A 24,358-nucleotide genomic window follows, 5' to 3' on the forward strand; every position below is an offset into this window, starting at 1 on the left:
GGCCTCCTTCGGCGTCTTAGGTTGCCCTTACCTTAGCTCGAAGGCACCGCAGTCGCCAGGGCGGGTCTCAGTGCGAGTGCCCGCTGTCGGTGACCGTCGTCATCATCCCGCCCATGTCGTGCGAGCCCTCGGAGGAGGCGGACAGCGCGGGCGTCGCGAGGGCGGAGACGAGGAGCGCGCCCGCGAAGAGACCGAGAACGGCGCGCGGGGCCGAGACGGGCCGCTCCACCGTGCGCTGCGAGCGCAGGGTCGCGGCGACGACGGCCGCGGCGACGAGCTGCAGGGCGCCCGCCGCGAGAGCGGGCAGCGGGTCGCGCAGCAGGCCGGCGGCGATCGCGAGCACGAAGCCGGCGACGGTGATCCCGGTGACGGCGAGCGCGGTCCGCGGGAGGACGATCCGGCCGCGGGCGAGGACGACGACACCCCAGACCAGCTCGACGACGCCGAGGGCGGCGAGCGGGAGGGTCCCCGCGTCGAGCTGCCCGGCGGCGAGCGAGAGGTGCACGAGCCCGGCGCCGATCCCGGCGAAGGCGGCGTTTCCGCGGGCGACGGTGCTCATCGCGGTCTCCGATCGTGGTGGAGGTGCAAGAGGAAGAGGCCCCGGATCGACACACCGCATCGTGTCGTCCGGGGCCGTTCAGTCCGTCCGCCGCGGAAAACGGCGGGCCCACGGCGGACGGAGTCTAGGGGGAGCGGACGGATCCGCTCCGGGTCAGGCGACGGCGGTCCGCGCCCGGGCGCCCTTGTCGGCGGTGAGCCCGACTCCGAGGAGGACGAGCGCGCTGGCGAGGTGCAGGAAGTGGTCGGCGGTGTTCAGCGCGAGCACGTTGAGGGCGGTGTTGACCAGGAAGAAGCCGACGACGCCGAGCAGCAGGTAGACCGCGCCGACCGTCGTGTTGACCGTCTTCGCCGCCGAGGTGGTGGAGAGACCGGCGATCAGCAGCGCGCCGCCGATGAGCAGGTGCGCGATGTTGTGCAGCGGATTGACCTCGAAGACGCCGAGGAGCAGTCCGCCCTCCGTCGCGAGGAACTGGACGCCGCCGGTGACGACGAAGCCGAGCAGTCCGACGACCACGTAGACCGCGCCGAAGAGCGTGGCGAGCAGCCGGTTCGGTGATGTGCGCATGATTCCTCTTCTCCTTCCGGGCAACGCCTCCGCGTCGCTTGTCCCTTCTTCGTAGCAGCCGCTCAGACGGTTTGGAAAAGGGGGGGGCCGGATCCGGATCCGCGTGGTTCCGGGTCACGGTCGGGACACGAAAGCCCCCGCGCACGGCCCCCGCCCCGTGCTGCGCGAGACCGCGCCCGTACAGTGGAGGGGTTCCAGCACGCGTCTTCGGGGGGAGTCGAACGGCATGATCGGTGGCCGCAGGCCGACCCGGGTCGGGGCTCTCGTCGTGCCCGCCCTGGTCCTCGCCCTCACCGGCTGCACCGGCGGTGCCGACTCGGTCGTCCCGGACGCGCCGCCCGGGCCCGTGCCCGACGATCTGGCGATCGCGCTCTCCGGCTTCCTCGTGGAGGCGCAGGGCGCCGCGGGGGCCACCGGCGCGATCGCGGGCGTCTGGTCGCCCTGGGCCGGAGGCTGGGAGACCGCGGTCGGCTCGATCGGCGACTCCGAGGCCACCCCGGTGACCACCGAGACGCACGTGCGCCTCGGCACCGGCGGGACCGCGGCGATGACCTGCGACGTCGTCGTCGCGCTCGCGGAGAAGGGGACGCTCGATCTCGACGCCGACGTGGGCGAGTCCCTCACATCGCTCCCCGGCATCGAGGGGATGACCCTCCGCCAGCTCTGCTCGCACACCTCCGGCCTCGCCGACTTCCGCTCCATCCTCTGGCCGACCGTCGTGCAGAACCCCGCCCGCGAGTGGCCCACGCTCGAGCTGATCTCGGCCGCGCAGGTCAGCGCGCCGATCGCCGAGCCGGGCGCCGCCTGGGCCGACTCCTCGACCGGACCGCTGCTCGCCGGCGTGGTGGCGACGCAGGCCACGGGGCGCAGCATGCAGTCGCTGTACGACGAGTACGTCGTGCCCCGCTACGGCCTGAGCGGCACCCGCCTCCCCGGCGACTCCGAGCTCGAGGTGCCCGGCCCGGCGATGATCGGCTTCTCCGCCGCTCTCGATCCGCGCTCCGGTGCCGTCCAGTGCGGGGTCCCCCGCGACCTGTCCCAGGCCTCGCCCTCCTCGCTCGGAGCGGCCGGCGGCGCCGTCACCGATCTCGACGATCTGCGCCGCCTCGCGCAGGGACTGGCGGCCGAGCCCGCGGGGGAGGCGATGTGGGCCGATCCCGTCCCGCAGGGTCAGGGGCGGGCGGAGTGGCTGCTCGCCGGTCTCGGCGGCCACCAGGCCGGCCCGCTCCGAGGCTTCTCCGGCATCGCGCCGGGCTTCCTCACCGCCGCCTACTCCGACCCGGAGTCGGGGCTGACGGTCGCGGTCTCCTTCAACAGCTCGACCGCGGGCGACGGCTTCGCCGCCTCCGCCGCACGCGCCCTCGCGGCGATCGCGGTCGAGCAGGGCGCGGCGGCCGGCGCCACCGGGCTGCCCCAGCTGCCGTGGACGGCCGACGGCGAGCGCGGCGCCGTCCAGGGCGCGCGTCCCTGCTGAGCGGTCCTACCCTGGACTCATGCCGATCACTCCCGACACCAAGGACTGGACCTGGGTGCTCGAGCGCCCCTGCCTCGAGTGCGGCTTCGACGCCTCGCTCGTCGAGCCGGACGCCGTCCCCGCGCTGATCCGCCAGAACGCCGCCGCCTGGCCGTACGTCCTCGAGCGCGAGGACGCCGCGGGCCGCCCCGACGACGAGACCTGGTCGCCGCTGGAGTACGCCGCGCACGTGCGCGACGTGCACCGCATCTACCGGCTGCGCCTCGGGCTGATGCTCGAGGGCGACGACCCGCTGTTCCCGAACTGGGACCAGGACGTGGCCGCGGTCGAGGAGCGCTACGACCAGCAGGACCCGGTGGCGGTCGGCCGCGAGCTCGTCGAGGAGGCGGACCGCATCGGCGACGTCTTCGAGGGCGTCGACGGCCGGCAGTGGCAGCGACCGGGTCGCCGGAGCGACGGCGCGTCCTTCACGGTCGAGACGATCGCGAAGTACTACCTGCACGACGTCCAGCACCACCTGCACGACGTCCAGGGCTGAGCGCCCGGCTCGCCGGGCGGCGCGTCAGCAGTCGATCAGCTGCGGGTTGAGGAACGACAGGGTCCGCGCGTAGGCGAGCGCGGCGGCGGACGGGCTGACCGACTCCCGCAGGGTGGCGTTCGCGAAGTGCCGCCCGGTGTCCGGGTAGGTGTGAGCGGTGACGGGCGTGCCCGCCTCCTTCAGCCGGCCGACGAACGACTCCGGGTCGTCGCCCTCCGGCCAGTCGTCGCTCTGCGCGTAGTGCAGCAGCGTCGGGCAGGGGACCAGCGCGTGCTCCTCCTGGCCGAGGGTCGCGTAGTAGGCGACCACGGCGTCGACGAGACCGGTGGCGGCGACGAGCAGCGCCAGCCGCCCGCCGAAGCCGAAGCCGATGATCGCGGAGCGGGCCGCGCCGGCCGCCGCCCCGGTGCGCACCGCGTCGGCGACCGAGGCGAGCGCGCGGTCCTGCGCCGCCATCGCGGCGAGGTCCCGCGCGTCCTCGGCGGCGAGCGTCGCCCAGCCGTCGTAGAGGTCGGGGACGAGCACGTGGTAGCCGTGCTTCGAGACGGCCTCGGCGAACGGCTCCAGCCAGGGCAGCCGGCCGAACACGTCGTGGAGGATCACCACGACGGGGCGGCCGGGGTGCCCGTACTCGAGGGCGATGCCCGGAGACGGGATCTGGACGAGCTCGCTCATTTCTCCACCCTGCACCGCGGGACGGCCCGATCGGCCTGTCGACGCCGATCCCGTCGGCGTGTCGCGGTCCGGGCTCACCGCTCGACGGTGAAACCCTGCTCCGCGCCGTACTCCTCCAGCTCGGCCTGCCAGTCGAGCAGCCCCGCCTGCAGGGTCGTCTCGCCGGTGTAGGCCGTGCCGACGGAGTCGTTGAAGACCCCGGCCGCGTAGACCTGGTAAGGGAGGAAGCGGACGTCGTCGGGGGCGTTCTCCGACGCGGTCGCGTACTCCCGGTTGACGGCCTGCCCGCCGAAGTACTCGCTCGGCCGGTCGAGGAACGCGGGCGACTCGGTCGCGGCCCGGTGGGCGGGCCAGAGTCCGGAGTCCCGGATCACGTCCACGCCGTCGCCCGCGGTGGCGAAGGTCAGGAAGTCGACGGCGAGCTCCTTGCTCCCGCTGCTCTCGAGCACCGAGAAGCCGCCGCCGCCGTGCTCGGCGGCCACGCTCCCGCCCGGCTCCCACTGCGGCAGCTGCGCCACGCGCCAGTCGCCGGCGGCGTCGGGGGCGCTCTGGGTCAGGGCGGAGGCCATCCAGCTGCCGGCCGGGAGCGTCGCGATCCGGCCCGCCGCGAGCATCCTCCGCCACTCGTCGCTCCAGTCGGCGACCGGGGCGAGCAGCTCTCCGTCGAGAAGGCGCTGCCAGTTCTCGGCGTAGCGCGCGGTGCCGGGATCGGCGAGATCGATCGCGACGGCGGTGCCGTCCACGGAGAAGGGCCGGCCGCCGGCCTGCTCGATGAGACTGGTGGCGAGTCCGGGATTGCCGACGTCGTTGAGGATGTACACCTCCGGGTCCGCCGCGTGCAGCTGCTCGGCGGCGGTGACGTACTCCTCCCAGGTGCCGGGCACCGCCACGCCGAGCCGCTCGAAGACGGCGCGGTTGTAGAACAGGACCATCGGCCCGGAGGCCCACGGCAGCCCGTAGACGGTGCCGTCCACCTGGGACGCCGCCCACGGCCCCGGCGCGAACTCCTCCGAGAGCTCGTCGGCGCCGAGCGGCCCGAGGTCGGCGAGGGCGCCGGAGAGGGCGAACTGGGGGAGCGCGGTCGAGTCGAGGAAGGCGATGTCGGGACGTCCCGATCCGGCGGCGATCACGTTCTGGAGGGCGGTGTACTGCTCGTCGCCCGTGCCCACGTCGACCACGTCGATCTCGACCCCCGGGTGCTCCTCCTCGTAGAGCTCCGCGACCTCGGGCAGCTGCTCGTCCCAGCTCCACACGAGCAGGGAGTCGTCCTCGGCCTCCGTGCGGTCGGCGCAGCCCGTCAGCGCGGCCGCGAGGGCGGCGACGGCAAGTGCTGCCGCCGGGCGGGAGTGGTGTCGGAGTGACATCGTCGTCCTTCGCTCGATCGTGGTGCCGTCCCGGAAGGGGGAGGCCGTCGCCGATCCTACGAGACGCCCGGCCGGAATGGTTGCCTTACCATGCCACCATGTCCGCAGATGACGCGCTCGAGGCGATCCCCCCGCCGGACTTCCTCGACGAGCTCCTGGACGAGCTGAGGCTGAAGAGGAGCCACTATGGGGAGATGACCGACGTTCCGCGCCGCCCCTCACTGGCTGACGTGGCACGCCTCGCGGGCGTCGCGCCCGTCACGGCCTCGCGGGTCGCGAACGGGCAGACGAACGTCGTCCCCGCGACGCGGCAGGCCGTCCTGGAGGCGATGCGCACCCTCGGCTACCGTCCGAACAGCGCCGCGCGCGCCCTGAAGAGCGGCTCGTTCCGCACCCTCGGCGTCGCGGTCTTCAGCCTGGACACCCTCGGGATGATGAGGACTGTGGACTCGATCGCCACTGCAGCGGCGGAGGCGGGCTACGCGATCACGCTGGTGCCGGTCTCGGCACCGAGTCAGACCGGGCTCAACGGCGCCTTCACCCGCTTCGGCGAGCTGGCGGTGGACGGCCTCATCGTGGTCGTGGAGACGTACCTGCGGGACACGACGCAGCTGGTCCTCCCCGAGATCCCCCGGGTGCTCGTCAACGCGGCCGCCGGCGCCCAGGGGCCCGTGGTCGACGCCGACCAGGCGGGCGGCGTCCGGGCCGCGGTCGAGCACCTGCTCGGGCTCGGGCACCGCACGGTGCACCACATCGCGGGCCCGCGCGGCTCCTTCGCCGCCGAGCGCCGGGAGACGGCGTGGCGGGAGGCGCTCCTCGCGGCGGGCGCGCCCGTGCCGCCGACCCGCTACAGCAACTGGCGCTCGGACGGCGGCTATCTCCAGGGCGCCGCCCTGGCCGAGGCCGGCGACTGCACGGCTGTGCTGGTCTCCAGCGACGAGGCCGCGCTGGGGGTCTACCGCGCCTTCGCGGAGCACGGCCTGCGGATCCCCGAGGACGTCAGCGTGGTGGGCTTCAACGACATCCCGGAGGCGCAGGACTTCTCCCCGCCGCTGACGACCGTCCGGCAGGACTACCGGGCGGTCGGGGCGAAGTGCGTCGAGCTGCTGCTCGAGCAGCTCGCGAACGGCGTCAGCGACGACCCCGTCCTCGAGCTGGTGCCGACCTCGCTGATCGTCCGGGCGAGCACCGCGCCGCCCGCGACACTTTAGGCCGTCGCGCGTGGCCGGCCTCGCCGCGGTGATCGCCGCGCTGGAGCTGACCTGGCCCGGCAACAGGGCGGTGAACCTCGTCTTCCACGGGCACAGCGTTCCCGCGGGCTACTTCGCGACGCCCCTGATCGACCGCCGTGCCTCCTACCCGCACGTGGTCGCCGGCAGGCTCGCCGAGCGCCACCCGCACGCCGTCCTCAACGCGATCGTCACCGCCGTCGGCGGCGAGCACTCGGAGTCGGGCGCGCGCCGGATGGGCGAGGTGCTCGGCCACCGCCCCGACGTCGTGGTCCTCGACTACGCGCTGAACGACCGGGCGATCGGGCTCGACCGGGCCGGCCGCGCGTGGGAGTCGATGATCGACCGGGTGCTCGAGTCGGGAGTCGTCCCCGTGCTGGTCACGCCCTCGCCGGACCTGACCGCCGACCTGGCCGACCCCGCCGACGACCTCGTGCGGCATGCGGAGCAGATCCGTCGACTCGCCGAGCGGGACGGTGTGCTGCTGGCGGACCCGTTCCGGATCTTCTGCACGATGCACGAGGGCGGCGAGCCCCTGACCGGCGTGATGTCGCAGGTGAACCACCCGAACGGTCGCGGCCACGCGATCATCGCGGCGGAGATCCTCGCGCTGTTCGCCGAGACGGAGCCGGCGGGGGAGGGGAGTCGGAGCGAGTGACGGGAATCGAACCCGCGCCATCTGCTTGGGAAGCAGAAGTTCTACCATTGAACTACACTCGCGCGGCGCCGCTCGGGCGCATCACGCCATGGTAGCAAGCCCCGCGCCCTAAGCTCGCCTCGTGCTGCTCTCCGATCGCGACATCAAGCTCGAACTCTCCTCCGGCCGCGTCGGGCTCTCGCCGCACGACCCGGCGATGATCCAGCCCTCGTCGGTCGACGTGCGGCTCGACCGCTTCTTCCGGCTGTTCGACAACCACCGCTACCCCTACATCGACCCGGCCGAGGACCAGCCCGAGCTGACGCGCCTCGTCGAGACCCCGGCGGGCGAGGCGTTCATCCTGCACCCCGGCGAGTTCGTGCTCGGCTCGACCTACGAGGAGGTCGCGCTCCCGGACGACATCGCCGCGCGGCTGGAGGGCAAGAGCTCGCTGGGGCGGCTGGGGCTGCTCACGCACTCGACGGCGGGCTTCATCGACCCGGGCTTCACCGGGCACGTCACGCTCGAGCTGAGCAATGTCGCGACGCTGCCGATCATGCTCTGGCCCGGGATGAAGATCGGCCAGATGTGCTTCTTCCGCCTGAGCTCGCCCGCCGAGCAGCCCTACGGCTCGGCGGCCTACCTCTCGCGCTACCAGGGCCAGCGCGGCCCGACCGCCTCACGCTCGTCCCTCAACTTCCACCGCACCGACGTCTACAGCGACTGACCCCCTCCGCGAGATGCCACTTGTGCACGCTCTCCACGGCGTGTCGCGTGCACAAGTGGCATCTCGCGGGAGGAGGCAAAGCGTCAGCCGAGCAGGCGGGGGAGCTGCAGCACGAGCCAGGGGGAGAAGGCCCAGGGGGTCGCGCGGACGGCGGCGAGGGTCGCCTCGGGGTCGACCCACTCCACGTCCATGACCTCGTCGGCGCGCGGGCTCAGCGCGTCGCGGCTCGCCACGGTCGCGGTGTAGACGGGGCAGATCTCGTTCTCGACGATCCCGGAGGCGTCGACCGCGCGGTAGCGGAAGTCCGGCAGCGCGACCTCGAGCGTCTCGAGGCGGGCACCGAGCTCGCGTTCCGCGCGGCGCACCACCGCGTCCTCGATCCGCTCGCCGGGAGCGGGGTGCCCGCAGAACGAGTTGGTCCACACGCCGGGCCAGGTGCGCTTGCCGAGCGCGCGCCGGGTGACCAGCAGCGCGCCGTCGGGGGCGAAGACGTGGCAGGAGAACGCGAGGTGCAGGCGGGTCTGCGTGTCGTGCACGGTCGCCTTGTCGGCCACGCCGACGGCGGTCCCGGACTCGTCGAGGAGGACCACCTCCTCGAGGAGATCCAGCTGCTCGAGCTCGTCGGTGCGCACGGCGATTCCTTCCGAAGTCATGACCGTAAGTCAAGCACGACGACGGAACTCAGCCGGCTTATTGCTAGAGAAGCGAGTTTGTTAGCCTCGACCCCGTGGATACGCGCGACCCCGTGGTTCTCTCCCGAAGGCGGCAGGAGCACGTCGATGCTGTCCTCGACCGGTTCTTCTCGCTGGCGCGCTCGCGCGCGACCCGGCTCGGACCCCGCTACCTGACCCTCTGGCAGACCATCGAGGCGAACACCCGCGGCGGCAAGCGCTTCCGCCCGCTGATGGTGATCTCGGCCTACGAGGCGCACGGCGGACTCGACCCCGAGGCGTCCGCCCACCTGGGCGCGGCCTTCGAGCTGCTGCACACCGCGCTGATCGTGCACGACGACGTGATCGACCGCGACTTCGTCCGCCGCGGCGGCCCGAACGTCTCCGGCAGCTACCGCGACGAGGCGACGACCGCCGGCCTCTCGATCCCGATCGCCGAGCACCGCGGCACCTCCGTCGCCGTCATCGCGGGCGACCTCGCGCTCACCGGCGCGCACCGCCTGGTCGAGGGCGTCGGCGCCTCCGACGGCGTCCGCGCCCGGCTGCTCACCCTGCTCGACGAGGCCGTCTTCGCCTCCGCCGCGGGCGAGCTGGCCGACGTCGACTTCTCGCTGATGCCCGGCATGCCCTCCGTCGACGAGGTGCTCGAGATGGAGCGGATGAAGACCGCGGTCTACTCGTTCGAGGCGCCGCTGCAGGCCGGCGCGATCCTGGCCGGCGCCGACGACGCGGCGGTCGAGGCGCTCGGCGAGTTCGGCCGCGGCATCGGCATCGCCTACCAGATCGTCGACGACCTGCTCGGCGTCTTCGGCTCCGAGGGGCAGACCGGCAAGACCACGCTCGGCGATCTCCGCGAGGGCAAGCGCACGGTGCTGATCGCGCACGCGGCCGGCACCGACCGCTGGCCGGAGATCGAGGGGCTGATCGGCGACGAGCACCTCGACCCGGACACGGCGGAGCGGGTGCGCTGCATCCTCGAGGAGTGCGGCTCGCGCGGCTACGCGGAGGCGCTCGCGAGCGACTTCGCGAACCGGGCCTGGGACGCGCTGCACACCCCCGCGGTGACGGAGGCGTTCCGCACCGAGATGCGGCCCCTCGTCTCCAGCGTCCTCGGGCGCACCCGATGACCGCCGGACCGGCGGCCGCGCAGCGGAGGACCGCTCGCCACGCGCGGATCTCGGCCCCGATGCTTCTCGACGCCCGCGCGCGCCGTACGGTGGCACGATGAGCCGGCAGAGCGAACTGTACGACCGCGTCGCCCACGAGGCGTCCGCGCAGGTGATCCGGCGCTACTCCACCTCCTTCGGCCTGGCGACCCGCCTGCTCGGCGCGGGCGTGCGCGAGCGCGTCGAGGACGTCTACGCGCTGGTGCGCGTGGCCGACGAGATCGTGGACGGGGTCGCCGAGGAGGCGCACCTCGACCGCGCCGCCGTCGAGGAGTCGCTCGACGCCTTCGAGGCCGAGACCGAGCGCGCGCTCGCCAGCGGCTACAGCGCGAACCTCGTGATCCACGCCTTCGTCCGCACCGCGCGGGCCACCGGCTTCGGCACCGAGCTCACCGCGCCGTTCTTCGCCTCGATGCGCGCCGATCTCCGCGAGACCGTGCACACGCCCGAGTCGTTCGAGAGCTACGTCTACGGCTCGGCCGAGGTCGTCGGGCTGATGTGCCTGCACGTCTTCCTCGCCGCACCCGACGCGGGCCTCGTCTCGCCCGCCGCGCGCGAGCGCCTCGTCGCCGGCGCCCGTCGCCTGGGCTCCGCGTTCCAGAAGGTCAACTTCCTCCGCGATCTGGCCGCCGACGTCGACGGCCTCGGCCGCAGCTACTTCCCCGGCGTCGACCCGCGGGCGTTCTCGGAGACCGACAAGGCGGCCCTGCTGGCCGACCTCGACGACGACCTCGCCGCCGCCGGCGCGATCCTGCCGGAGCTGCCGCGCTCGAGCCGCCGCGCCGTGCTGCTCGCGCACTCCCTCTTCGCCGCCCTCGCCGATCGGATCCGCGCGACCCCCGCGGAGGAGCTCCTCCGAGCTCGAGTCAGCGTGCCGACCGCGACGAAGGCGGCGCTCGCCGCCCGCGCCGCCGTCTCGACCCTCGGCCCGCGCCTGGGCACCGGCCCCGCCCGCGCCTCCCGCTCCGCGAGCGGCCCGCACCGCGCCGTCGTGATCGGCGGCGGCATCGGCGGACTCGCCTCCGCCGGTCTGCTCGCCCGCGACGGCTGGGACGTCACGCTGCTCGAGCAGCGCGAGGTCGTCGGCGGCCGCGCCGGCTCCTGGGAGCGCGACGGCTTCCGCTTCGACACCGGCCCCTCCTGGTACCTGATGCCGGAGGTGTTCGACCACTTCTTCCGCCTGATGGGCACGACCGCCGCCGAGCGCCTGGACCTCCAGCGCCTCGACCCGGGCTACCGGGTCTACAGCCAGGGCATCGACGAGCCGATCGACGTGCTCGCCGATCTCGAGTCGAACCTCGCCCTGTTCGAGAGCATCGAGCCCGGCGCGGGGGCCCGGATGCGGGTCTACCTCGAGTCGGCCCGCGACACCTACGAGGTGGCCAAGCGCCGCTTCCTCTACACGAGCTTCGCGTCGTTCCTGCCCCTGCTGCGCCGCGACGTGCTCAGCCGCACCGGCCGGCTCGGCCGCCTCCTGCTCACCCCGCTGGACACCTTCGCGGCGACCGCGGTCACCGACAACCGCCTGCGGCAGATCCTCGGCTACCCGGCCGTCTTCCTCGGCTCCTCGCCGTTCGCGGCGCCGAGCATGTACCACCTGATGAGCCACCTCGACCTGGCCGACGGCGTGCTCTACCCGATGGGCGGCTTCACCCGCCTGATCGCGGCGGTCGCCGAGGTGGCGGAGGAGGCGGGCGTCACCGTCCGCACCTCCTCGCCCGCGACCCGCATCCTCACAGCGCGCGCCCCGCGCGGCAGCCGCCGCGGCGCCGAGGTCGTCGGCGTCGAGTACGAGGGGCCGGAGGGGACGAGGCGGCTCCCGGCCGAGCTCGTCGTCAACGCGTCGGACCTCTTCACCACCGAGCAGTCGCTGCTGCCCGACGAGCTGCGCAGCTACCCGCCGGAGTACTGGGAGAACCGCGAGCCCGGCCCGAGCGCCGTGCTGGTGCTGCTCGGCGTCCGCGGCGCGCTGCCGCAGCTCGAGCACCACACGCTGCTGTTCACGAGCGACTGGCGCGAGAACTTCGGCCGGATCTTCGGCGAGAACCCCTCCGTGCCCGACCCCGCGTCGATCTACGTCTGCCGCCCGAGCGCGACTGACTCCGGCGTCGCTCCCGAGGGCCACGAGAACCTCTTCGTGCTCGTGCCGATCCCGGCCGACACCTCGATCGGCCACGGCGGCATCGACGGCGCCGGCGACGCGCAGGTCGAGGCGATCGCGGACGCCGCGATCCGCCAGATCGCGACCTGGACCGGTGCCGAGGACCTCGCCGAGCGCATCGTGGTGCGCCGCACCATCGGCCCGGCCGACTTCGAGAGCGACCTCGGCGCCTGGCGCGGCTCGATGCTCGGACCGGCGCACATCCTCTCGCAGAGCGCGTTCTTCCGCTCCGGCAACGCCAGCGCGCACGTGGACGGGCTGCTCTTCGCGGGCAGCTCGACGATCCCGGGCATCGGCCTGCCGATGTGCGTGATCAGCGCCGAGGTGATGCTCAAGCGCGTGCGAGGCGACGTGTCGACCGAGCCGCTGCCGGTGCGGGAGGCGCCCTCGGCGCCGGTCGCGCCGAGCGTGGCGCCCGAGCCCGTGGCCGAGCCCGAGCCCGTGCCCGAGTCGGTCGCGGTCGCGGGGGAGTAGCGCGTGGGGGTGCTCTACCTGCTCGCGCTCGTCGTCTCGATCACCGGGATGGTCGTGCTCGACCGGCGCTTCGGCCTGTTCTTCTGGGCGGACGCCCGCCGTGCCGCGATCGTGCTCCCGGCCGGCGTCGTGTTCTTCCTGCTCTGGGATCTCGCCGGGATCGGCCTCGGCGTCTTCTTCCGCGGCGAGACGCCCTACATGACGGGGCTGCAGATCGCGCCGGAGCTGCCGATCGAGGAGGTCCTCTTCCTCACGCTGCTCTGCTATCTCTCGATGGACGTGCACGGGTTCCTCGCGAAGCGGGCGGAGGCGCGCGCGTGACCTACCTGCTCTTGAACGCGGTGTTCCTCGCGGCGGTCGCGGTGCTGCTCGTGGTCGCGCTCCGCCGCGGCCGCCTCCGGCTGCCCGCGCTGCTCGGCACCCTCGCGGTGCTGCTCGTGATGACCGCCGTCTTCGACAACATCATGATCGGCGTCGGGCTCCTCGTCGCCTACGACGACGACCTGATCTCCGGCATCCGGATCGGCGTCGCGCCGATCGAGGACTTCGCCTACGCCATCGCCGCCGCGCTCGCCCTGCCGGCGCTCTGGACCCTCCTGCCCGCCCGGCGCCGGAGCGCCCCGTGAAGCGGCTGAGCGCGCTGTTCGTCTCGAGCCGCCCGCTGAGCTGGGTCAACACCGCGTACCCGTTCGCCGCGGCCTACCTGCTGACCACCCGCGAGATCGACCTCGCCTTCGTGCTCGGCACCCTCTACTTCCTGATCCCCTACAACCTGGCGATGTACGGGATCAACGACGTCTTCGACTACGAGTCCGATCTGCGGAACCCGCGGAAGGGCGGCGTCGAGGGCGCGGTCCTCGACCGCAGCGAGCACCGCGCGACGCTCGTCGCGGCGGTGGCGACCAACGTCCCGTTCCTGATCGCGCTCGTGCTGCTCGGCTCGCCGCTCTCCTGGCTGGTGCTGGCGATCAGCGTCTTCGCCGTCATCGCCTACAGCGCGCCCGGACTGCGCTTCAAGGAGCGGCCGTTCGTCGACTCGCTCACCTCGGCGACGCACTTCGTCAGCCCCGCGGTCTACGGCCTCGCGCTCGCGGGCACGACGGCGACGCCGGGTCTATGGGCCCTGCTGGTCGCGTTCTTCCTCTGGGGGATCGCGAGCCACGCCTTCGGTGCGGTGCAGGACATCCTCGCCGACCGGGCCGGCGGCATCGGCTCGATCGCCACGGTGATCGGCGCGAAGGCGACGGTGCGCTTCGCGATCGCCGCCTACGTCGCCAGCGGGCTGCTCCTGCTGCTGCTGCCCTGGCCGGGAACCCTCGCCGCGCTGCTGGCGATCCCCTACGCGCTGAGCGTCTGGCCGTACCGTTCGCTGACCGACGAGCAGGCCGAGCGGGCGAACGCGGGCTGGAAGCGCTTCCTCGCGCTGAACTTCCTCACCGGCTTCCTGGTGACGCTGCTCCTGATCCTGTTCTGGCTCGCGACCTGATCGGAGCTCGCCGCCTGATCGGAGTCCGCGAGCTGATCAGTCGCTCGTCCGGGCGGCGGCGGCCGGCGTCTTGACCGGCAGCAGCAGCGCGAGCCCGGCGGCCAGCACGACGACCAGCCCGAGGATGCCCCAGTACTGCACGTCGGCGTCGCCGGAGAAGCCCGCGGCGATCGAGACGGCCGCGGCGAAGGCGGCCGGCGCGAGGAACGACGCCGCACGACCTGTCGTGGCGTAGAGGCCGAAGATCTCGCCCTCGCGCCCCTCCGGAATCAGCCGGGAGAGGTAGCTGCGGCTCGCCGACTGGGCGGGGCCGACGAACAGGCACAGCAGCAGGCCGAAGACCCAGAACGCGGTCGCGCCGGCGTCGTGCAGGAGGAAGACGGCGCCGCCGCAGACGATCAGCCCGATCAGCGAGGCGACGATGACGGACTTGGGCCCGAGGCGGTCGTCGAGGGCGCCGACGGCGATCGTCGCGACCCCGGCGACGATGTTCGCCGCGATCGCGAAGAGGATGACCTGGCCGGCGCTGAAGCCGAAGGTGCCCTGCGCGAGGACGCCGCCGAAGGTGAAGACGCCGGTCAGGCCGTCGCGGAAGACGGCGCTCGCGAGCAGGAAGGCGAGTGTCGTCGGGCTCTCGCGGCGGAGCGCCCCGATCTGGCGGAAGAGCGCGCGGTAGGACTCGAGCACGCTCACCCGCTCCCCGCCGCCGACCCGTCCCGGGAGCTCCGGCACCGCGAACAGCACCGGCAGTGCGAAGACGGCGAACCAGACGCCGGCGAGGAGGATCGAGACGCGGACGTCGAGGCCGTCCTCGCCCGTGACGCCGAAGAGCCCGACCTCGGGGGAGATGAAGCCGAAGTAGAGGATCAGCAGGAGCGCGATGCCGCCGACGTAGCCCATGCCCCAGCCGAAGCCGGACACGCGACCGACGCTCGCCCGGGTGGAGACCTGGCTGAGCATCGCGTTGTAGTTGACGCTCGCGAACTCGAAGAAGACCGTGCCGACGGCGAGGAGACCCAGCCCGAGCCAGAGGTAGGCCGGGTCGGGGCGGACGAGGAACATCAGCAGGATGCACGCGACGACGACCGCGGAGTGCAGGCCGAGCCAGCGGCGCCGGCTCCCGCCGAGGTCGGCGCGGCGACCGGTGACCGGGGCGATCACCGCGACGACGACCCCGGCGCCCGCGAGGGTCCAGCCGAGCGCGGCCGAGACACCGCTCGGCGTGCCGAAGAGGCCGTCGGTGGTGAGGTAGACGGTGAAGACGAAGGTCGTGACGACGGCGTTGAAGGCGGCGCTGCCCCAGTCCCACAGCCCCCAGGCGAGGACGGGCCAGCGGCCGGTGCGGGGGCGGGGGGCGGTTCCGGCGGTCATGGACTCACCGTAGGGGGAGCCGGAGAACGGGAGGTAGCGTGACGTTTTCTGCAGCCTGAGAGTTGAGCCGAGGTGACTCAGGTTCTCGGCTCTCGACTTGACTCCCCGCGACCCGTGCGTAAACTTGAGCGTGCGGGACTCAACTCCCGCGAACGACTTTCCCGCAGAAGATCCACCAGTGAGGGGCGGCCCGACGGCCGCCCGCGAAGGAGAAACACGCATATGTCCCGTGCCGTAGGCATCGACCTGGGAACCACCAACTCGGTCGTGGCCGTCCTCGAAGGTGGCGAGCCCACCGTCATCGCCAACGCCGAGGGCTTCCGCACCACCCCGTCCGTCGTCGCGTTCACCAAGGACGGCGAGGTGCTCGTCGGCGAGACCGCGAAGCGCCAGGCCGTGACGAACGTCGACCGCACCCTCGCCTCCGTCAAGCGCCACATGGGCACCGACTGGACCTTCGCCGTCGAGGACAAGAAGTACACGCCGCAGGAGATCTCGGCGCGCATCCTCGGCAAGCTCAAGCGCGACGCCGAGCAGTACCTGGGCGAGAAGGTGACCGACGCGGTCATCACCGTTCCGGCCTACTTCAACGACGCCGAGCGCCAGGCCACGAAGGACGCCGGCGAGATCGCCGGCCTGAACGTGCTCCGCATCATCAACGAGCCGACCGCCGCGGCGCTCGCCTACGGCCTCGACAAGGGCAAGGAGGACGAGCTCATCCTCGTCTTCGACCTCGGTGGCGGAACCTTCGACGTCTCCCTCCTCGAGGTGGGCAAGGACGACGACTTCTCCACCATCCAGGTCCGCGCGACCTCGGGTGACAACCGCCTCGGCGGCGACGACTGGGACCAGCGCGTCGTCGACTACCTGGTCAAGCGCTTCAAGGACTCGACCGGCGTCGACGTCTCGAAGGACAAGATCGCGCGCCAGCGCCTCAAGGAGGCGGCGGAGCAGGCCAAGAAGGAGCTCTCCTCGAGCACCTCGACCAGCATCCAGCTGCCCTACCTCTCGCTCACCGAGAACGGCCCCGCGAACCTCGACGAGACGCTCACCCGCGCCAAGTTCGAGGAGCTCACGAACGACCTGATCGAGCGCACCCGCAAGCCGTTCACCGACGTCATCGCGGAGGCCGGTGTCAAGGTCGACGACATCGCGCACGTCGTCCTCGTCGGCGGCTCGACCCGCATGCCGGCCGTGGCCGAGCTCGTCAAGAAGCTCACCGGCGGGAAGGAGCCCAACAAGGGCGTCAACCCGGACGAGGTCGTCGCCGTCGGCGCCGCGCTGCAGGCCGGCGTCCTCAAGGGCGAGCGCAAGGACGTCCTGCTCATCGACGTCACCCCGCTCTCGCTCGGCATCGAGACCAAGGGAGGGATCATGACCAAGCTCATCGAGCGCAACACGGCCATCCCGACCAAGCGGTCCGAGACCTTCACCACGGCCGACGACAACCAGCCGTCCGTCGCGATCCAGGTCTTCCAGGGCGAGCGCGAGTTCACCCGCGACAACAAGAACCTGGGCACCTTCGAGCTGACCGGCATCGCGCCGGCGCCGCGCGGCATCCCGCAGGTCGAGGTCACCTTCGACATCGACGCCAACGGCATCGTGCACGTGTCCGCGAAGGACAAGGGCACCGGCAAGGAGCAGTCGATGACGATCACCGGCGGCTCGTCGCTGCCCAAGGACGACATCGACCGCATGGTGCGCGAGGCCGAGGAGCACGCCTCCGAGGACAAGGCCCGCCGTGAGGCCGCCGAGGTCCGCAACAACGCCGAGACCCTCGCCTACTCGATCGACAAGCTGATCAAGGAGAACGAGGACAAGCTGCCCGAGGACGTCAAGACCGAGGTCCAGGGCGACGTCGACGCGCTGAAGACCGCGCTCGCCGGCGACGACGACGCGGCCGTCAAGACCGCGTTCGACGCGCTCAACGCCTCGCAGACCAAGATCGGGCAGGCCATCTACTCGCAGGACCAGGCCGCGCAGAGCGCTCCGCAGGACGCGCCGGCCGAGGACGAGAAGAAGGACGACGAGGACATCGTCGACGCCGAGGTCATCGACGAGGACGAGCCGAAGGACACGAAGTAGCGATGGGGAAGCACAACCAGGAGCCGGACAACGGCGTGCCCGAGGACGAGCCGACCAGCGGAGCCGAGGCGGCCGAGTCCGCCCAGGACACCGAGGGCCTGATCGAGGCCGAGGGTCCCGACGTCGAGACGACGCTCTCCGACGCCGACCTCTCGTTCCTCTCCGGTCAGTCCGACGCCGAGACGCTCGCGGCCGAGCACCTCGCCGACCTCCAGCGGGTCACCGCGGAGTACGCGAACTACCGCAAGCGCACCGAGTCGAACCGCCAGGTCGACAAGGAGCGGGCGATCGGCGACGCGGTGAAGGCCATCCTCCCCGTGCTCGACGACATCGACCGCGCCGAGAAGCACGGCGACCTCGCCGAGGGCGGTCCGTTCACCGCCATCGCGCAGAAGCTGCGCGGCGGCATCGAGAAGCTCGGGCTGGTGAAGACGGGCGCCGTGGGCGACCTGTTCGACCCGAACATCCACGAGGCGATCTTCCAGCAGCCCACTCCCGGCGCCGAGACCTCCACGGTCGCGGACGTCGTCGAGTCGGGCTACTACCTCGGCGGCTCGCTGCTGCGCGCCGCCAAGGTGGTCGTCGCGGTCCCCGCCGACTGACCCGCCTCCCGCACCACTGCGGAGTCTCCGCTCCCGAGCAGGGGCCGTCCCGATCACGGGCGGCCCCTGCCGGGCGGCGGGGGCCGCGCACCACGACGCAGGCCGCACGATGACACCGGGCCGCACGACGACCCGGGCCGCAGGACGGCACAGGCCGCACTACCGAGAAGAAAGAGGCGCATGGCCAGCCAGGATTGGTTCGACAAGGACTTCTACAAGATCCTCGGTGTCTCGAAGGACGTCTCCGCGGCGGACCTGAAGAAGACCTACCGCAAGCTCGCCCGGCAGTTCCACCCCGACTCCAACCCGGGGGATGCGAAGGCCGAGGCGCGCTTCAAGGAGATCAGCGAGGCGTACACCGTCCTCTCCGACGCCGAGCACCGCAAGGAGTACGACCAGATCCGCGCGATGGGCTCCGGCGCCCGCTTCACGGCCGGCGGCCAGCCCGGCGGCTTCGACGACGTCTTCGGCAACGTCTTCAACCAGGGCGGCGGCGGCCGCACCTCGTACAGCACCCAGCAGGGTCCGCCCGCCGGCTTCGAGGACATCCTCGGCGGCATGTTCGGCAACGCGGGCGGTGGCCGCTTCGGCCAGCCCAGCGGCGGCTTCCGCGGCTTCGGCGGCCCGCAGAAGGGCGCCGACGTCACCGCCAGCACCACCATCGACTTCCGCACCGCCACCCAGGGCGACACCGTGCAGCTGCAGACCGGCGAGGGCCGCGCGCTCTCGGTCCGGATCCCGGCCGGCGTCGCCGACCAGCAGAAGATCCGCGTCCGCGGCAAGGGCCGCCCGAGCCCCGACGGCGGCGAGCCCGGCGATCTCGTGCTCACCGTCGCCGTGCGCAAGCACCCCGTCTTCGAGCGCGACGGCCTGAACCTGCGCGTCACCGTCCCCGTCACCTTCGTCGAGGCCGTCTTCGGCGCGACGATCGAGGTGCCGACCCTCGGCGGCGACCCGGTCAAGCTCCGCGTCGCGCCCGGCACCCCGAGCGGCCGCGTGCTGCGGGTCAAGGGCCGCGGGGTCGCGACCGGCAAGGGTACGGGCGATCTGCTGGCAGAGATCCAGGTCGCGGTGCCCGATCACCTGTCCGGCGCGGCGCGCGACGCCCTCGAGGCCTACGCGGCAGCCGAGCCGTCGGACAACCCGCGGGACGACATCCTGGAGAAGGCCCGCTACTAGCGCGGCATCAGGGCGGTCCGGCCCGAGCGGGCCGGCCGGAGAGGAGGAGACGTGGACGAGAGCACCCCGGTGTTCGCGATCGCGGTCGCCGCCGACCTCGCCGGCATGCACCCGCAGACGCTGCGGCAGTACGACCGGCTGGGCCTCGTGCGGCCGACCCGGACGGCCGGCAAGTCGCGGCGGTACTCGATGCGCGACGTCGTGCAGCTGCGCGAGGTCGCCCGGCTCTCCTCCGAGGGTGTCTCGCTCGAGGGCATCGCCCGCATCCTCCAGCTCGAGAACCAGGTGCTCTCGCTGTCGCAGCGCGTGCGCGAGCTGGAGTCCGCGCTGGCCGACGAGCTGCTCAACCGCCCCGGCCGCCGGGTCTTCGCCGCGGGCCTCGAGGGCGACGTGGTCACCCTCCGGCACGGCACGCGCGCGCAGCGGCGGACCGAGCTCGTGGTCTGGCGGCCGCTGCCGCGCGGCGGCGGCGAGGATGCCGACACCCCCTGAACAGGGCTAGCCTGACGGGGTGCTCGGAACGGACCGGGCCGCTGAGAGGGCACCATGACTCAGGACGACCGCGGCGACGACGCCGCGACGCCGGACGCCGAGACGGCCGACTACAGCCGCGAGGACTACGCGATCCACGCGACCCGGAGCGAGCTGCCGCTCTTCGCGGACGCGGTCGCCGACCGGCGGAACGACTCCGACTGGCTCTCCTCGCTCTCGGGTGTCCTCGGCGGCACCGAGAAGGACACCGCCGCGGCCGCCGCGCAGGCGGCGCTCGAGCGCCGCGCGCGCAGGACCGACGGCACCTGACCACCCTGCAGCGGCCGGTGGGTCTCCTAAGAAAGATCACCTAGTAGGGATGGGAAAGCCATGCTGATCGAGTAGCCCGCGCAGCGGGCGTATCGAGATCCACCAGCATCAGAAGCCGAGTCTGCAGACCGCCCTGCTGGCGACGGTGGGTCTCGAGACGCCCCTGCGGGGCTACTCGACCAGCATGGGCCGGCTACTTGCGGGCCGGGATGCGCAGGGGCGCCGGGGCGCCGAGGCGGCCGCCGCTGAGGCGGCTCAGGATCTCGGAGCCGAACGGGACCGCGCCGACGAGACGGCGCGCGTCGACGTGCTCCTCGTCGGAGTAGCTCACGAGCACGTAGACGCCGACGACGACGATCGCGGCGATGGTGGCGACGCGGACCGGGATCTGGTCGACCGCGCCGCCTCCGCCGTCGACCGGCTCGGCGAGCGTGACGCACATCAGGAAGACCGTGGCGTAGACCGCCAGGTGCCGGTGGGTGCTGCGCCAGGGCCGTGAGAGCGCGGCGATCGGCAGGATCCACAGCGCGTACCACGGGTGGATGGCGGTCGACGCGGTGACGAAGGCCAGCAGCGCGCCGGTCAGGCGGGCGAGCGGGTCGATCGCCCGACGCGACAGCATGAGGGCGCCGGCGATCAGCCCGGCGGCGAGCAGGGCGAGCATCTTGACCACGGCGATCGCCGTCGCCGGGTCGTGGCCGGTCATCTGCACGGCCGTGGAGACCGCGACGACGACGGCGGACATCGGCGCGTACCAGTGCAGGATCGAGCCGGGCACGATCATCGCGCCGATCCAGCCCACGCCCACGCCCGCGGCGAGGCCGATCGCGACCACGACGGCGAGCGCGCCGGCGCCGCTCCAGGCCCAGGCGCGGATCCGCTCGCGCAGCGTCGCGTCGTGGCGGAGCCAGAGCAGCGCGAGCACCGGCAGTGCGATGACCGCCACCGGCTTGACCGCGATCGCCGCTCCCATCAGCAGCACCGCCGCCACCCGGCGGTCGGTGTGCCCGTAGTAGAGCGAGGCGAGGATCAGCGCGATCATCACCGAGTCGTTGTGCCCGGCGACGACGAAGAGGACGAGGGTGAGCGGGTTGGCGACGAGGCTCCAGGCGGTGAGCGGGACGGACAGCCCGCGCAGCCGGGCGAGCCGGAGCGCGTAGACGGCGCTGACGGCGACTCCGGCGACGGACAGCGCGCGGAGCATCGCGATCGAGAGCTCGGGGAAGGTCCAGCCGGCGACGTGCACGGCGGTCTGCTCGGCGAGCAGGTAGAGCGGGCCGTAGGGCGTCGGGGTGTCGGCCCAGCGCGGATCGACGCCGAGGGCGAACCAGCCGGGGAGGGTGGCGACTCCGCTGGAGTACGGGTTCACGCCGGCCGTCATCAGCCGGCCCTGCGCGACGTACGAGAACATGTCGCGGCTGAACAGCGGGACGGCGAGCAGCAGGGGAGCGGCCCAGGCGAGCGCGGCGACCAGGATCGCCCGGACCGAGCCGGGCCGGTCGTCCAGCGCGACCGCGCGCAGGCGCAGCCAGGCGACGAGCAGCAGGATCCCGCCGCCGACGACGGCGACGACGCCGAGCTCGGTGGCGCCCGAGGAGGCGCGCAGTGCCGCGATCAGCGGCCAGCTCCGGATCGGCGAGTCGAGCGGCAGGTAGCCGACCGCGAGCGAGCCCGCGAGGATCGCGAGCGAGCCGATCAGTCCGACCACGAGCGGCGCCGCCGTCGACAGCAGCGGTGCGCGCAGGCGCAGCCCCTGCGTCCGGACCTCGTCCGGTCGTCGTGTCGTCCCCCGAGTCACCATCCCGGCCACGCTAGGGGACCCGCATCGGAAAGCGGTGGACAGGCGGTGAACGGTTGACCAGCGGAGTCTCAGGCGTTACCGGCGTCCGGGGCGGCCTCGGCGAAGCGGAGCTGGTTCCCGAACGGATCGATCAGATCGAGCGCGAAGCCGAAGGGCGACCGCGTGATCCGCGGGTTGAGGTACGGGTACTCCTTCGAGTCGAGCTCGGCGTGCAGCTCGCGCACCCCGCGGAGGGCCACGTGCACCGCCGCTCCGGGGCTCCCGTCGCGGTGGTGCTCGCTCAGGTGCAGCCGCAGACCCGACCTCGAGACCTGGAGGTAGACCGGTGCGTCTCGGGAGGCACGGTGCTCCCAGTCGACTGTGAAGCCGAGGTAGTCGACGTAGAACTCGCCCGCCTTCGCGACGGAGAAGATCCTCAGGATCGGCACAGCCGCCTCCAGCCGGACCGCTTCCAGGCGCGGAACGTCGCCTCCGGTCGGATGGTCTCTGGCGCGTCGTCTCGTCTCCACGCCACGAGGCTAGCCGCCTGCGCGAGGGCCGCTCGCCAGCGTCGTCGGCCGGTGACGGCCCGCTCAGTCGACGAGGTCCAGGGCGCGCAGCCGCGCGAGCGTGTCGACCCCGGCGGGCGGGCAGCGGTGCGCGTCGGCGCCGGTGATCCAGTGCAGGGCGTCGATCTCGCCGCTGGCGCGCGGCTCGTCGGCGAGCTCCGCGGCGAAGACGGTCATGTGCACCTCCCGCCCCTCCGGCTCGCCGTGCGCCTGGGTGCGGACGGTGAAGAGCTCGCGGAGGGCCGTGGGCGCGGTGCTGAGCTCCTCCTCCGTCTCGCGCGCCGCCGCCTCGGCGCTCGTCTCGCCCGGGTCGACCTTGCCGCCGGGGAGGTAGACGACGTCGCGCCCGCGGGCCGTCACCATCAGCACGCGGCGCTCGCGCAGGACGGCGACGGCGGAGACGACGAGGGGAGGGAGGCTGCTCATCCCGCCATCATGCCCGCGGACGGACCCCGCCCGCGGTCGGCCGCCGGGCCCGCGGCTACCATGGACGCACACCAGAAGGACGCGCGCAGCCGGCGCGCGCCAGGGCCCCGTGCGCCCGAACAGCTAGGAGCTCCCCGTGGCAGAACCCACCACCCTCGACAAGGTCGTCACCCTCGCCCAGCACCGGGGGTTCGTCTTCCCCTCGGGCGAGATCTACGGAGGCACCCGCTCCGCCTGGGACTACGGCCCCCTCGGCGTCGAGCTCAAGGAGAACATCAAGCGCCAGTGGTGGAAGGCGTTCGTCCAGGGCCGCGGCGACGTCGTCGGCCTCGACTCGGCCGTGATCCTGCCGACCGCGATCTGGAGCGCCTCCGGCCACGTCGGCGTCTTCTCCGACCCGCTGACCGAGTCGCTGATCACCCACAAGCGCTACCGCGCCGACCACCTCTTCGAGAAGTACGAGGAGGTCAACGGGCACGCTCCCGAGAACGGCCTCGCCGACATCCCGGACCCGGAGCACCCCGACAAGATCGGCCAGTGGACCGAGATCAAGCAGTTCTCCGGGCTGATGAAGACCTACCTCGGCGTCGTCGACGACGAGTCGGGGCTGCACTACCTCCGCCCCGAGACGGCGCAGGGCATCTTCACCAACTTCGCCAACGTGCTGCAGAGCGCGCGGAAGAAGCCGCCGTTCGGCATCGGCCAGATCGGCAAGGCGTTCCGCAACGAGATCACCCCCGGCAACTTCATCTTCCGCACCCGCGAGTTCGAGCAGATGGAGCTCGAGTTCTTCGTCGAGCCCGGCACGGACGAGGAGTGGCAGGAGACCTGGATGCAGCTCGCCTGGGACTGGTTCGTCGACCTCGGGATCTCGCCGGAGAACATCCGCCAGTTCGAGCACCCGAAGGACAAGCTCTCCCACTACTCCAAGCGCACCGTCGACATCGAGTACCGCTTCAGCTTCGCGTCGGGCGAGTGGGGCGAGCTGATGGGGGTCGCGAACCGCACCGACTTCGACCTCAAGACGCACATGGAGCACTCCGGCAAGGACCTCTCCTTCTTCGACCAGACGAAGAACGAGCGCTTCGTGCCGTTCGTGATCGAGCCGTCCTTCGGCCTGACCCGCGCGCTGATGGCGTTCCTCGTCGACGCCTACGAGGAGCAGGAGCTGCCGCCGAACGCGAAGGGCAAGGTCGAGACGCGCACCGTGCTGCACCTCGACCCGCGCCTCGCGCCGGTCAAGGTCGCCGTGCTGCCGCTCTCGCGCAACGAGGCGCTCTCGCCGCTCGCCCGCGAGGTCGCCGACCGGCTCCGCGCGCTCTGGAACGTCGACTTCGACGACTCCGGCGCGATCGGCCGCCGCTACCGCCGCCAGGACGAGATCGGCACGCCCTACTGCGTGACCATCGACTTCGACTCGCTCGAGGACAACGCGGTGACCGTCCGCGACCGCGACACCATGAAGCAGGAGCGCATCCCGCTCGACCAGCTGGAGACCCACCTCTTCACGGGCCTGCGCGGCGCCTGACCCTTCTCGGATCTCGATACGCCCGCTCCGCGGGCTACTCGATCAGCGGAGGATCATGCTGGTCGAGTAGCCCCGCAGGGGCCTATCGAGACCCACCGTCGTCAGCAGAGTGGGTCTGCAGACTCAGGTCCTGACGGTGGTGGATCTCGATACGCCCGCTTCGCGGGCTACTCGATCAGCATGAAGTGTCCCGCCCGTCTGCAGTGGGGCCGATCGATCGGGATGAGTGGTCAGCGAAGGGATCATGCTGGTCGAGTAGCCCGCAGGGGCGTATCGAGACCCGGAGGGC

General features: G+C 72.3%; 25 protein-coding genes and 1 tRNA gene. 16 read left to right on the forward strand and 10 right to left on the reverse strand.

The window, feature by feature from the left end; all coding sequences use genetic code 11:
- Window positions 1-67: 67 nt before the first annotated feature.
- Together C1I64_RS19475 and C1I64_RS19480 are read right to left on the reverse strand one after the other, a co-directional pair.
- Complete coding sequence (locus tag C1I64_RS19475; RefSeq protein ID WP_127888367.1) at window positions 68-559, reverse strand: hypothetical protein; 492 nt, start codon at window positions 557-559, stop codon at window positions 68-70.
- Window positions 560-712: 153 nt separating this feature from the next.
- On the reverse strand, window positions 713-1,126 hold the full coding sequence (locus tag C1I64_RS19480; RefSeq protein ID WP_123444847.1) for a DUF4383 domain-containing protein: 414 nt from the start codon (window positions 1,124-1,126) through the stop codon (window positions 713-715).
- Window positions 1,127-1,394: 268 nt separating this feature from the next.
- Between C1I64_RS19480 and C1I64_RS19485 the strand changes: the two genes are divergently transcribed.
- Window positions 1,395-2,600 carry a serine hydrolase domain-containing protein gene (locus C1I64_RS19485; RefSeq protein ID WP_127888368.1) on the forward strand — a complete coding sequence of 402 codons (1,206 nt, stop codon included), beginning with the start codon at window positions 1,395-1,397 and terminating at the stop codon, window positions 2,598-2,600.
- 19 nt (window positions 2,601-2,619) lie between these two features.
- On the forward strand, window positions 2,620-3,138 hold the full coding sequence (locus C1I64_RS19490; protein ID WP_127888369.1) for a DinB family protein: 519 nt from the start codon (window positions 2,620-2,622) through the stop codon (window positions 3,136-3,138).
- A gap of 24 nt (window positions 3,139-3,162) precedes the next feature.
- Here the strand turns inward: C1I64_RS19490 and C1I64_RS19495 are convergent, their stop codons facing one another.
- Both C1I64_RS19495 and C1I64_RS19500 read right to left on the reverse strand, forming a co-directional pair.
- The gene (locus tag C1I64_RS19495) at window positions 3,163-3,813 is read right to left on the reverse strand and encodes a dienelactone hydrolase family protein (protein ID WP_123444850.1); all 651 of its coding nucleotides are present in this window, start codon (window positions 3,811-3,813) and stop codon (window positions 3,163-3,165) included.
- A gap of 74 nt (window positions 3,814-3,887) precedes the next feature.
- Window positions 3,888-5,177 (reverse strand): ABC transporter substrate-binding protein, encoded by a 1,290-nt coding sequence (locus C1I64_RS19500; protein ID WP_123444851.1) that lies wholly within the window; start codon window positions 5,175-5,177, stop codon window positions 3,888-3,890.
- A 98-nt stretch (window positions 5,178-5,275) separates the two neighbouring features.
- On the opposite strand from C1I64_RS19500, the gene C1I64_RS19505 reads away from it, so the two are divergent.
- On the forward strand, window positions 5,276-6,388 hold the full coding sequence (locus C1I64_RS19505; protein WP_244209542.1) for a LacI family DNA-binding transcriptional regulator: 1,113 nt from the start codon (window positions 5,276-5,278) through the stop codon (window positions 6,386-6,388).
- A 10-nt stretch (window positions 6,389-6,398) separates the two neighbouring features.
- Window positions 6,399-7,064, forward strand: a complete 666-nt coding sequence (locus C1I64_RS19510; RefSeq protein ID WP_127888370.1) for an SGNH/GDSL hydrolase family protein — start codon at window positions 6,399-6,401, stop codon at window positions 7,062-7,064.
- On the opposite strand, the gene C1I64_RS19515 is transcribed toward C1I64_RS19510, so the two are convergent.
- Window positions 7,056-7,126: transfer RNA gene (locus C1I64_RS19515), tRNA-Gly, on the reverse strand. The genes C1I64_RS19510 and C1I64_RS19515 overlap by 9 nt on opposite strands.
- Window positions 7,127-7,185: 59 nt before the next feature.
- Between C1I64_RS19515 and dcd the strand changes: the two genes are divergently transcribed.
- Window positions 7,186-7,770 carry a dCTP deaminase gene (dcd, locus tag C1I64_RS19520; protein WP_127888371.1) on the forward strand — a complete coding sequence of 195 codons (585 nt, stop codon included), beginning with the start codon at window positions 7,186-7,188 and terminating at the stop codon, window positions 7,768-7,770.
- Window positions 7,771-7,853: 83 nt separating this feature from the next.
- Here dcd and idi read toward each other — a convergent pair whose 3' ends face one another.
- Entirely contained in the window at window positions 7,854-8,423 is a 570-nt protein-coding gene (gene idi / locus C1I64_RS19525) for an isopentenyl-diphosphate Delta-isomerase (protein WP_123701761.1), read from the reverse strand.
- 92 nt (window positions 8,424-8,515) lie between these two features.
- Here idi and C1I64_RS19530 point away from each other — a divergent pair, with 92 nt between their 5' ends.
- From C1I64_RS19530 to C1I64_RS19550, 5 genes are all read left to right on the forward strand, one after another.
- Window positions 8,516-9,568, forward strand: coding sequence for a polyprenyl synthetase family protein (locus C1I64_RS19530; protein WP_123701763.1), 1,053 nt, complete (start codon window positions 8,516-8,518; stop codon window positions 9,566-9,568).
- 97 nt (window positions 9,569-9,665) lie between these two features.
- Complete coding sequence (gene crtI, locus C1I64_RS19535; protein ID WP_127888372.1) at window positions 9,666-12,242, forward strand: phytoene desaturase family protein; 2,577 nt, start codon at window positions 9,666-9,668, stop codon at window positions 12,240-12,242.
- 3 nt (window positions 12,243-12,245) lie between these two features.
- Window positions 12,246-12,563: a lycopene cyclase domain-containing protein gene (locus C1I64_RS19540; RefSeq protein ID WP_123701767.1), complete on the forward strand. Its 318-nt coding sequence runs from the start codon at window positions 12,246-12,248 to the stop codon at window positions 12,561-12,563.
- Complete coding sequence (locus tag C1I64_RS19545; RefSeq protein WP_127888373.1) at window positions 12,560-12,868, forward strand: lycopene cyclase domain-containing protein; 309 nt, start codon at window positions 12,560-12,562, stop codon at window positions 12,866-12,868. Before C1I64_RS19540 ends, C1I64_RS19545 begins: the two co-directional genes overlap by 4 nt.
- Window positions 12,865-13,728, forward strand: coding sequence for a prenyltransferase (locus C1I64_RS19550; RefSeq protein ID WP_127888374.1), 864 nt, complete (start codon window positions 12,865-12,867; stop codon window positions 13,726-13,728). The genes C1I64_RS19545 and C1I64_RS19550 overlap by 4 nt, the downstream gene beginning before the upstream one ends.
- A 36-nt stretch (window positions 13,729-13,764) precedes the next feature.
- On the opposite strand, the gene C1I64_RS19555 is transcribed toward C1I64_RS19550, so the two are convergent.
- A complete protein-coding gene (locus tag C1I64_RS19555) occupies window positions 13,765-15,099 on the reverse strand; it encodes an MFS transporter (protein ID WP_127888375.1) in 1,335 nt (444 codons plus the stop codon).
- 222 nt (window positions 15,100-15,321) lie between these two features.
- Between C1I64_RS19555 and dnaK the strand changes: the two genes are divergently transcribed.
- The 5 genes from dnaK (at window position 15,322) to C1I64_RS19580 (ending at window position 19,766) form a co-directional block, all read left to right on the forward strand.
- Window positions 15,322-17,184, forward strand: coding sequence for a molecular chaperone DnaK (gene dnaK, locus C1I64_RS19560; protein ID WP_123444861.1), 1,863 nt, complete (start codon window positions 15,322-15,324; stop codon window positions 17,182-17,184).
- Window positions 17,185-17,186: 2 nt separating this feature from the next.
- Entirely contained in the window at window positions 17,187-17,786 is a 600-nt protein-coding gene (locus tag C1I64_RS19565) for a nucleotide exchange factor GrpE (RefSeq protein WP_127888376.1), read from the forward strand.
- Between the two features lie 180 nt (window positions 17,787-17,966).
- A complete protein-coding gene (locus C1I64_RS19570; RefSeq protein ID WP_123444863.1) occupies window positions 17,967-18,965 on the forward strand; it encodes a DnaJ C-terminal domain-containing protein in 999 nt (332 codons plus the stop codon).
- Between the two features lie 51 nt (window positions 18,966-19,016).
- The gene (locus C1I64_RS19575) at window positions 19,017-19,457 is read left to right on the forward strand and encodes a heat shock protein transcriptional repressor HspR (RefSeq protein WP_123701775.1); all 441 of its coding nucleotides are present in this window, start codon (window positions 19,017-19,019) and stop codon (window positions 19,455-19,457) included.
- A gap of 54 nt (window positions 19,458-19,511) precedes the next feature.
- Window positions 19,512-19,766 carry a hypothetical protein gene (locus C1I64_RS19580; protein ID WP_127888377.1) on the forward strand — a complete coding sequence of 85 codons (255 nt, stop codon included), beginning with the start codon at window positions 19,512-19,514 and terminating at the stop codon, window positions 19,764-19,766.
- Window positions 19,767-19,959: 193 nt separating this feature from the next.
- Here C1I64_RS19580 and mptB read toward each other — a convergent pair whose 3' ends face one another.
- The 3 genes from mptB to C1I64_RS19595 all read right to left on the reverse strand — a co-directional run bounded on the left by mptB (window position 19,960) and on the right by C1I64_RS19595 (window position 22,541).
- Entirely contained in the window at window positions 19,960-21,567 is a 1,608-nt protein-coding gene (mptB, locus tag C1I64_RS19585; protein ID WP_127888378.1) for a polyprenol phosphomannose-dependent alpha 1,6 mannosyltransferase MptB, read from the reverse strand.
- Window positions 21,568-21,635: 68 nt separating this feature from the next.
- Window positions 21,636-22,076 carry a glyoxalase superfamily protein gene (locus tag C1I64_RS19590; RefSeq protein WP_279630185.1) on the reverse strand — a complete coding sequence of 147 codons (441 nt, stop codon included), beginning with the start codon at window positions 22,074-22,076 and terminating at the stop codon, window positions 21,636-21,638.
- Window positions 22,077-22,139: 63 nt separating this feature from the next.
- Window positions 22,140-22,541 (reverse strand): NUDIX hydrolase, encoded by a 402-nt coding sequence (locus C1I64_RS19595; RefSeq protein ID WP_127888379.1) that lies wholly within the window; start codon window positions 22,539-22,541, stop codon window positions 22,140-22,142.
- 136 nt (window positions 22,542-22,677) lie between these two features.
- On the opposite strand from C1I64_RS19595, the gene C1I64_RS19600 reads away from it, so the two are divergent.
- Window positions 22,678-24,069, forward strand: a complete 1,392-nt coding sequence (locus tag C1I64_RS19600; RefSeq protein ID WP_123444868.1) for a glycine--tRNA ligase — start codon at window positions 22,678-22,680, stop codon at window positions 24,067-24,069.
- Window positions 24,070-24,358: the final 289 nt, after the last annotated feature.

Origin of the sequence: Rathayibacter festucae DSM 15932 (genome assembly GCF_004011135.1) — a bacterium.
GTDB lineage: Bacteria > Actinomycetota > Actinomycetes > Actinomycetales > Microbacteriaceae > Rathayibacter > Rathayibacter festucae.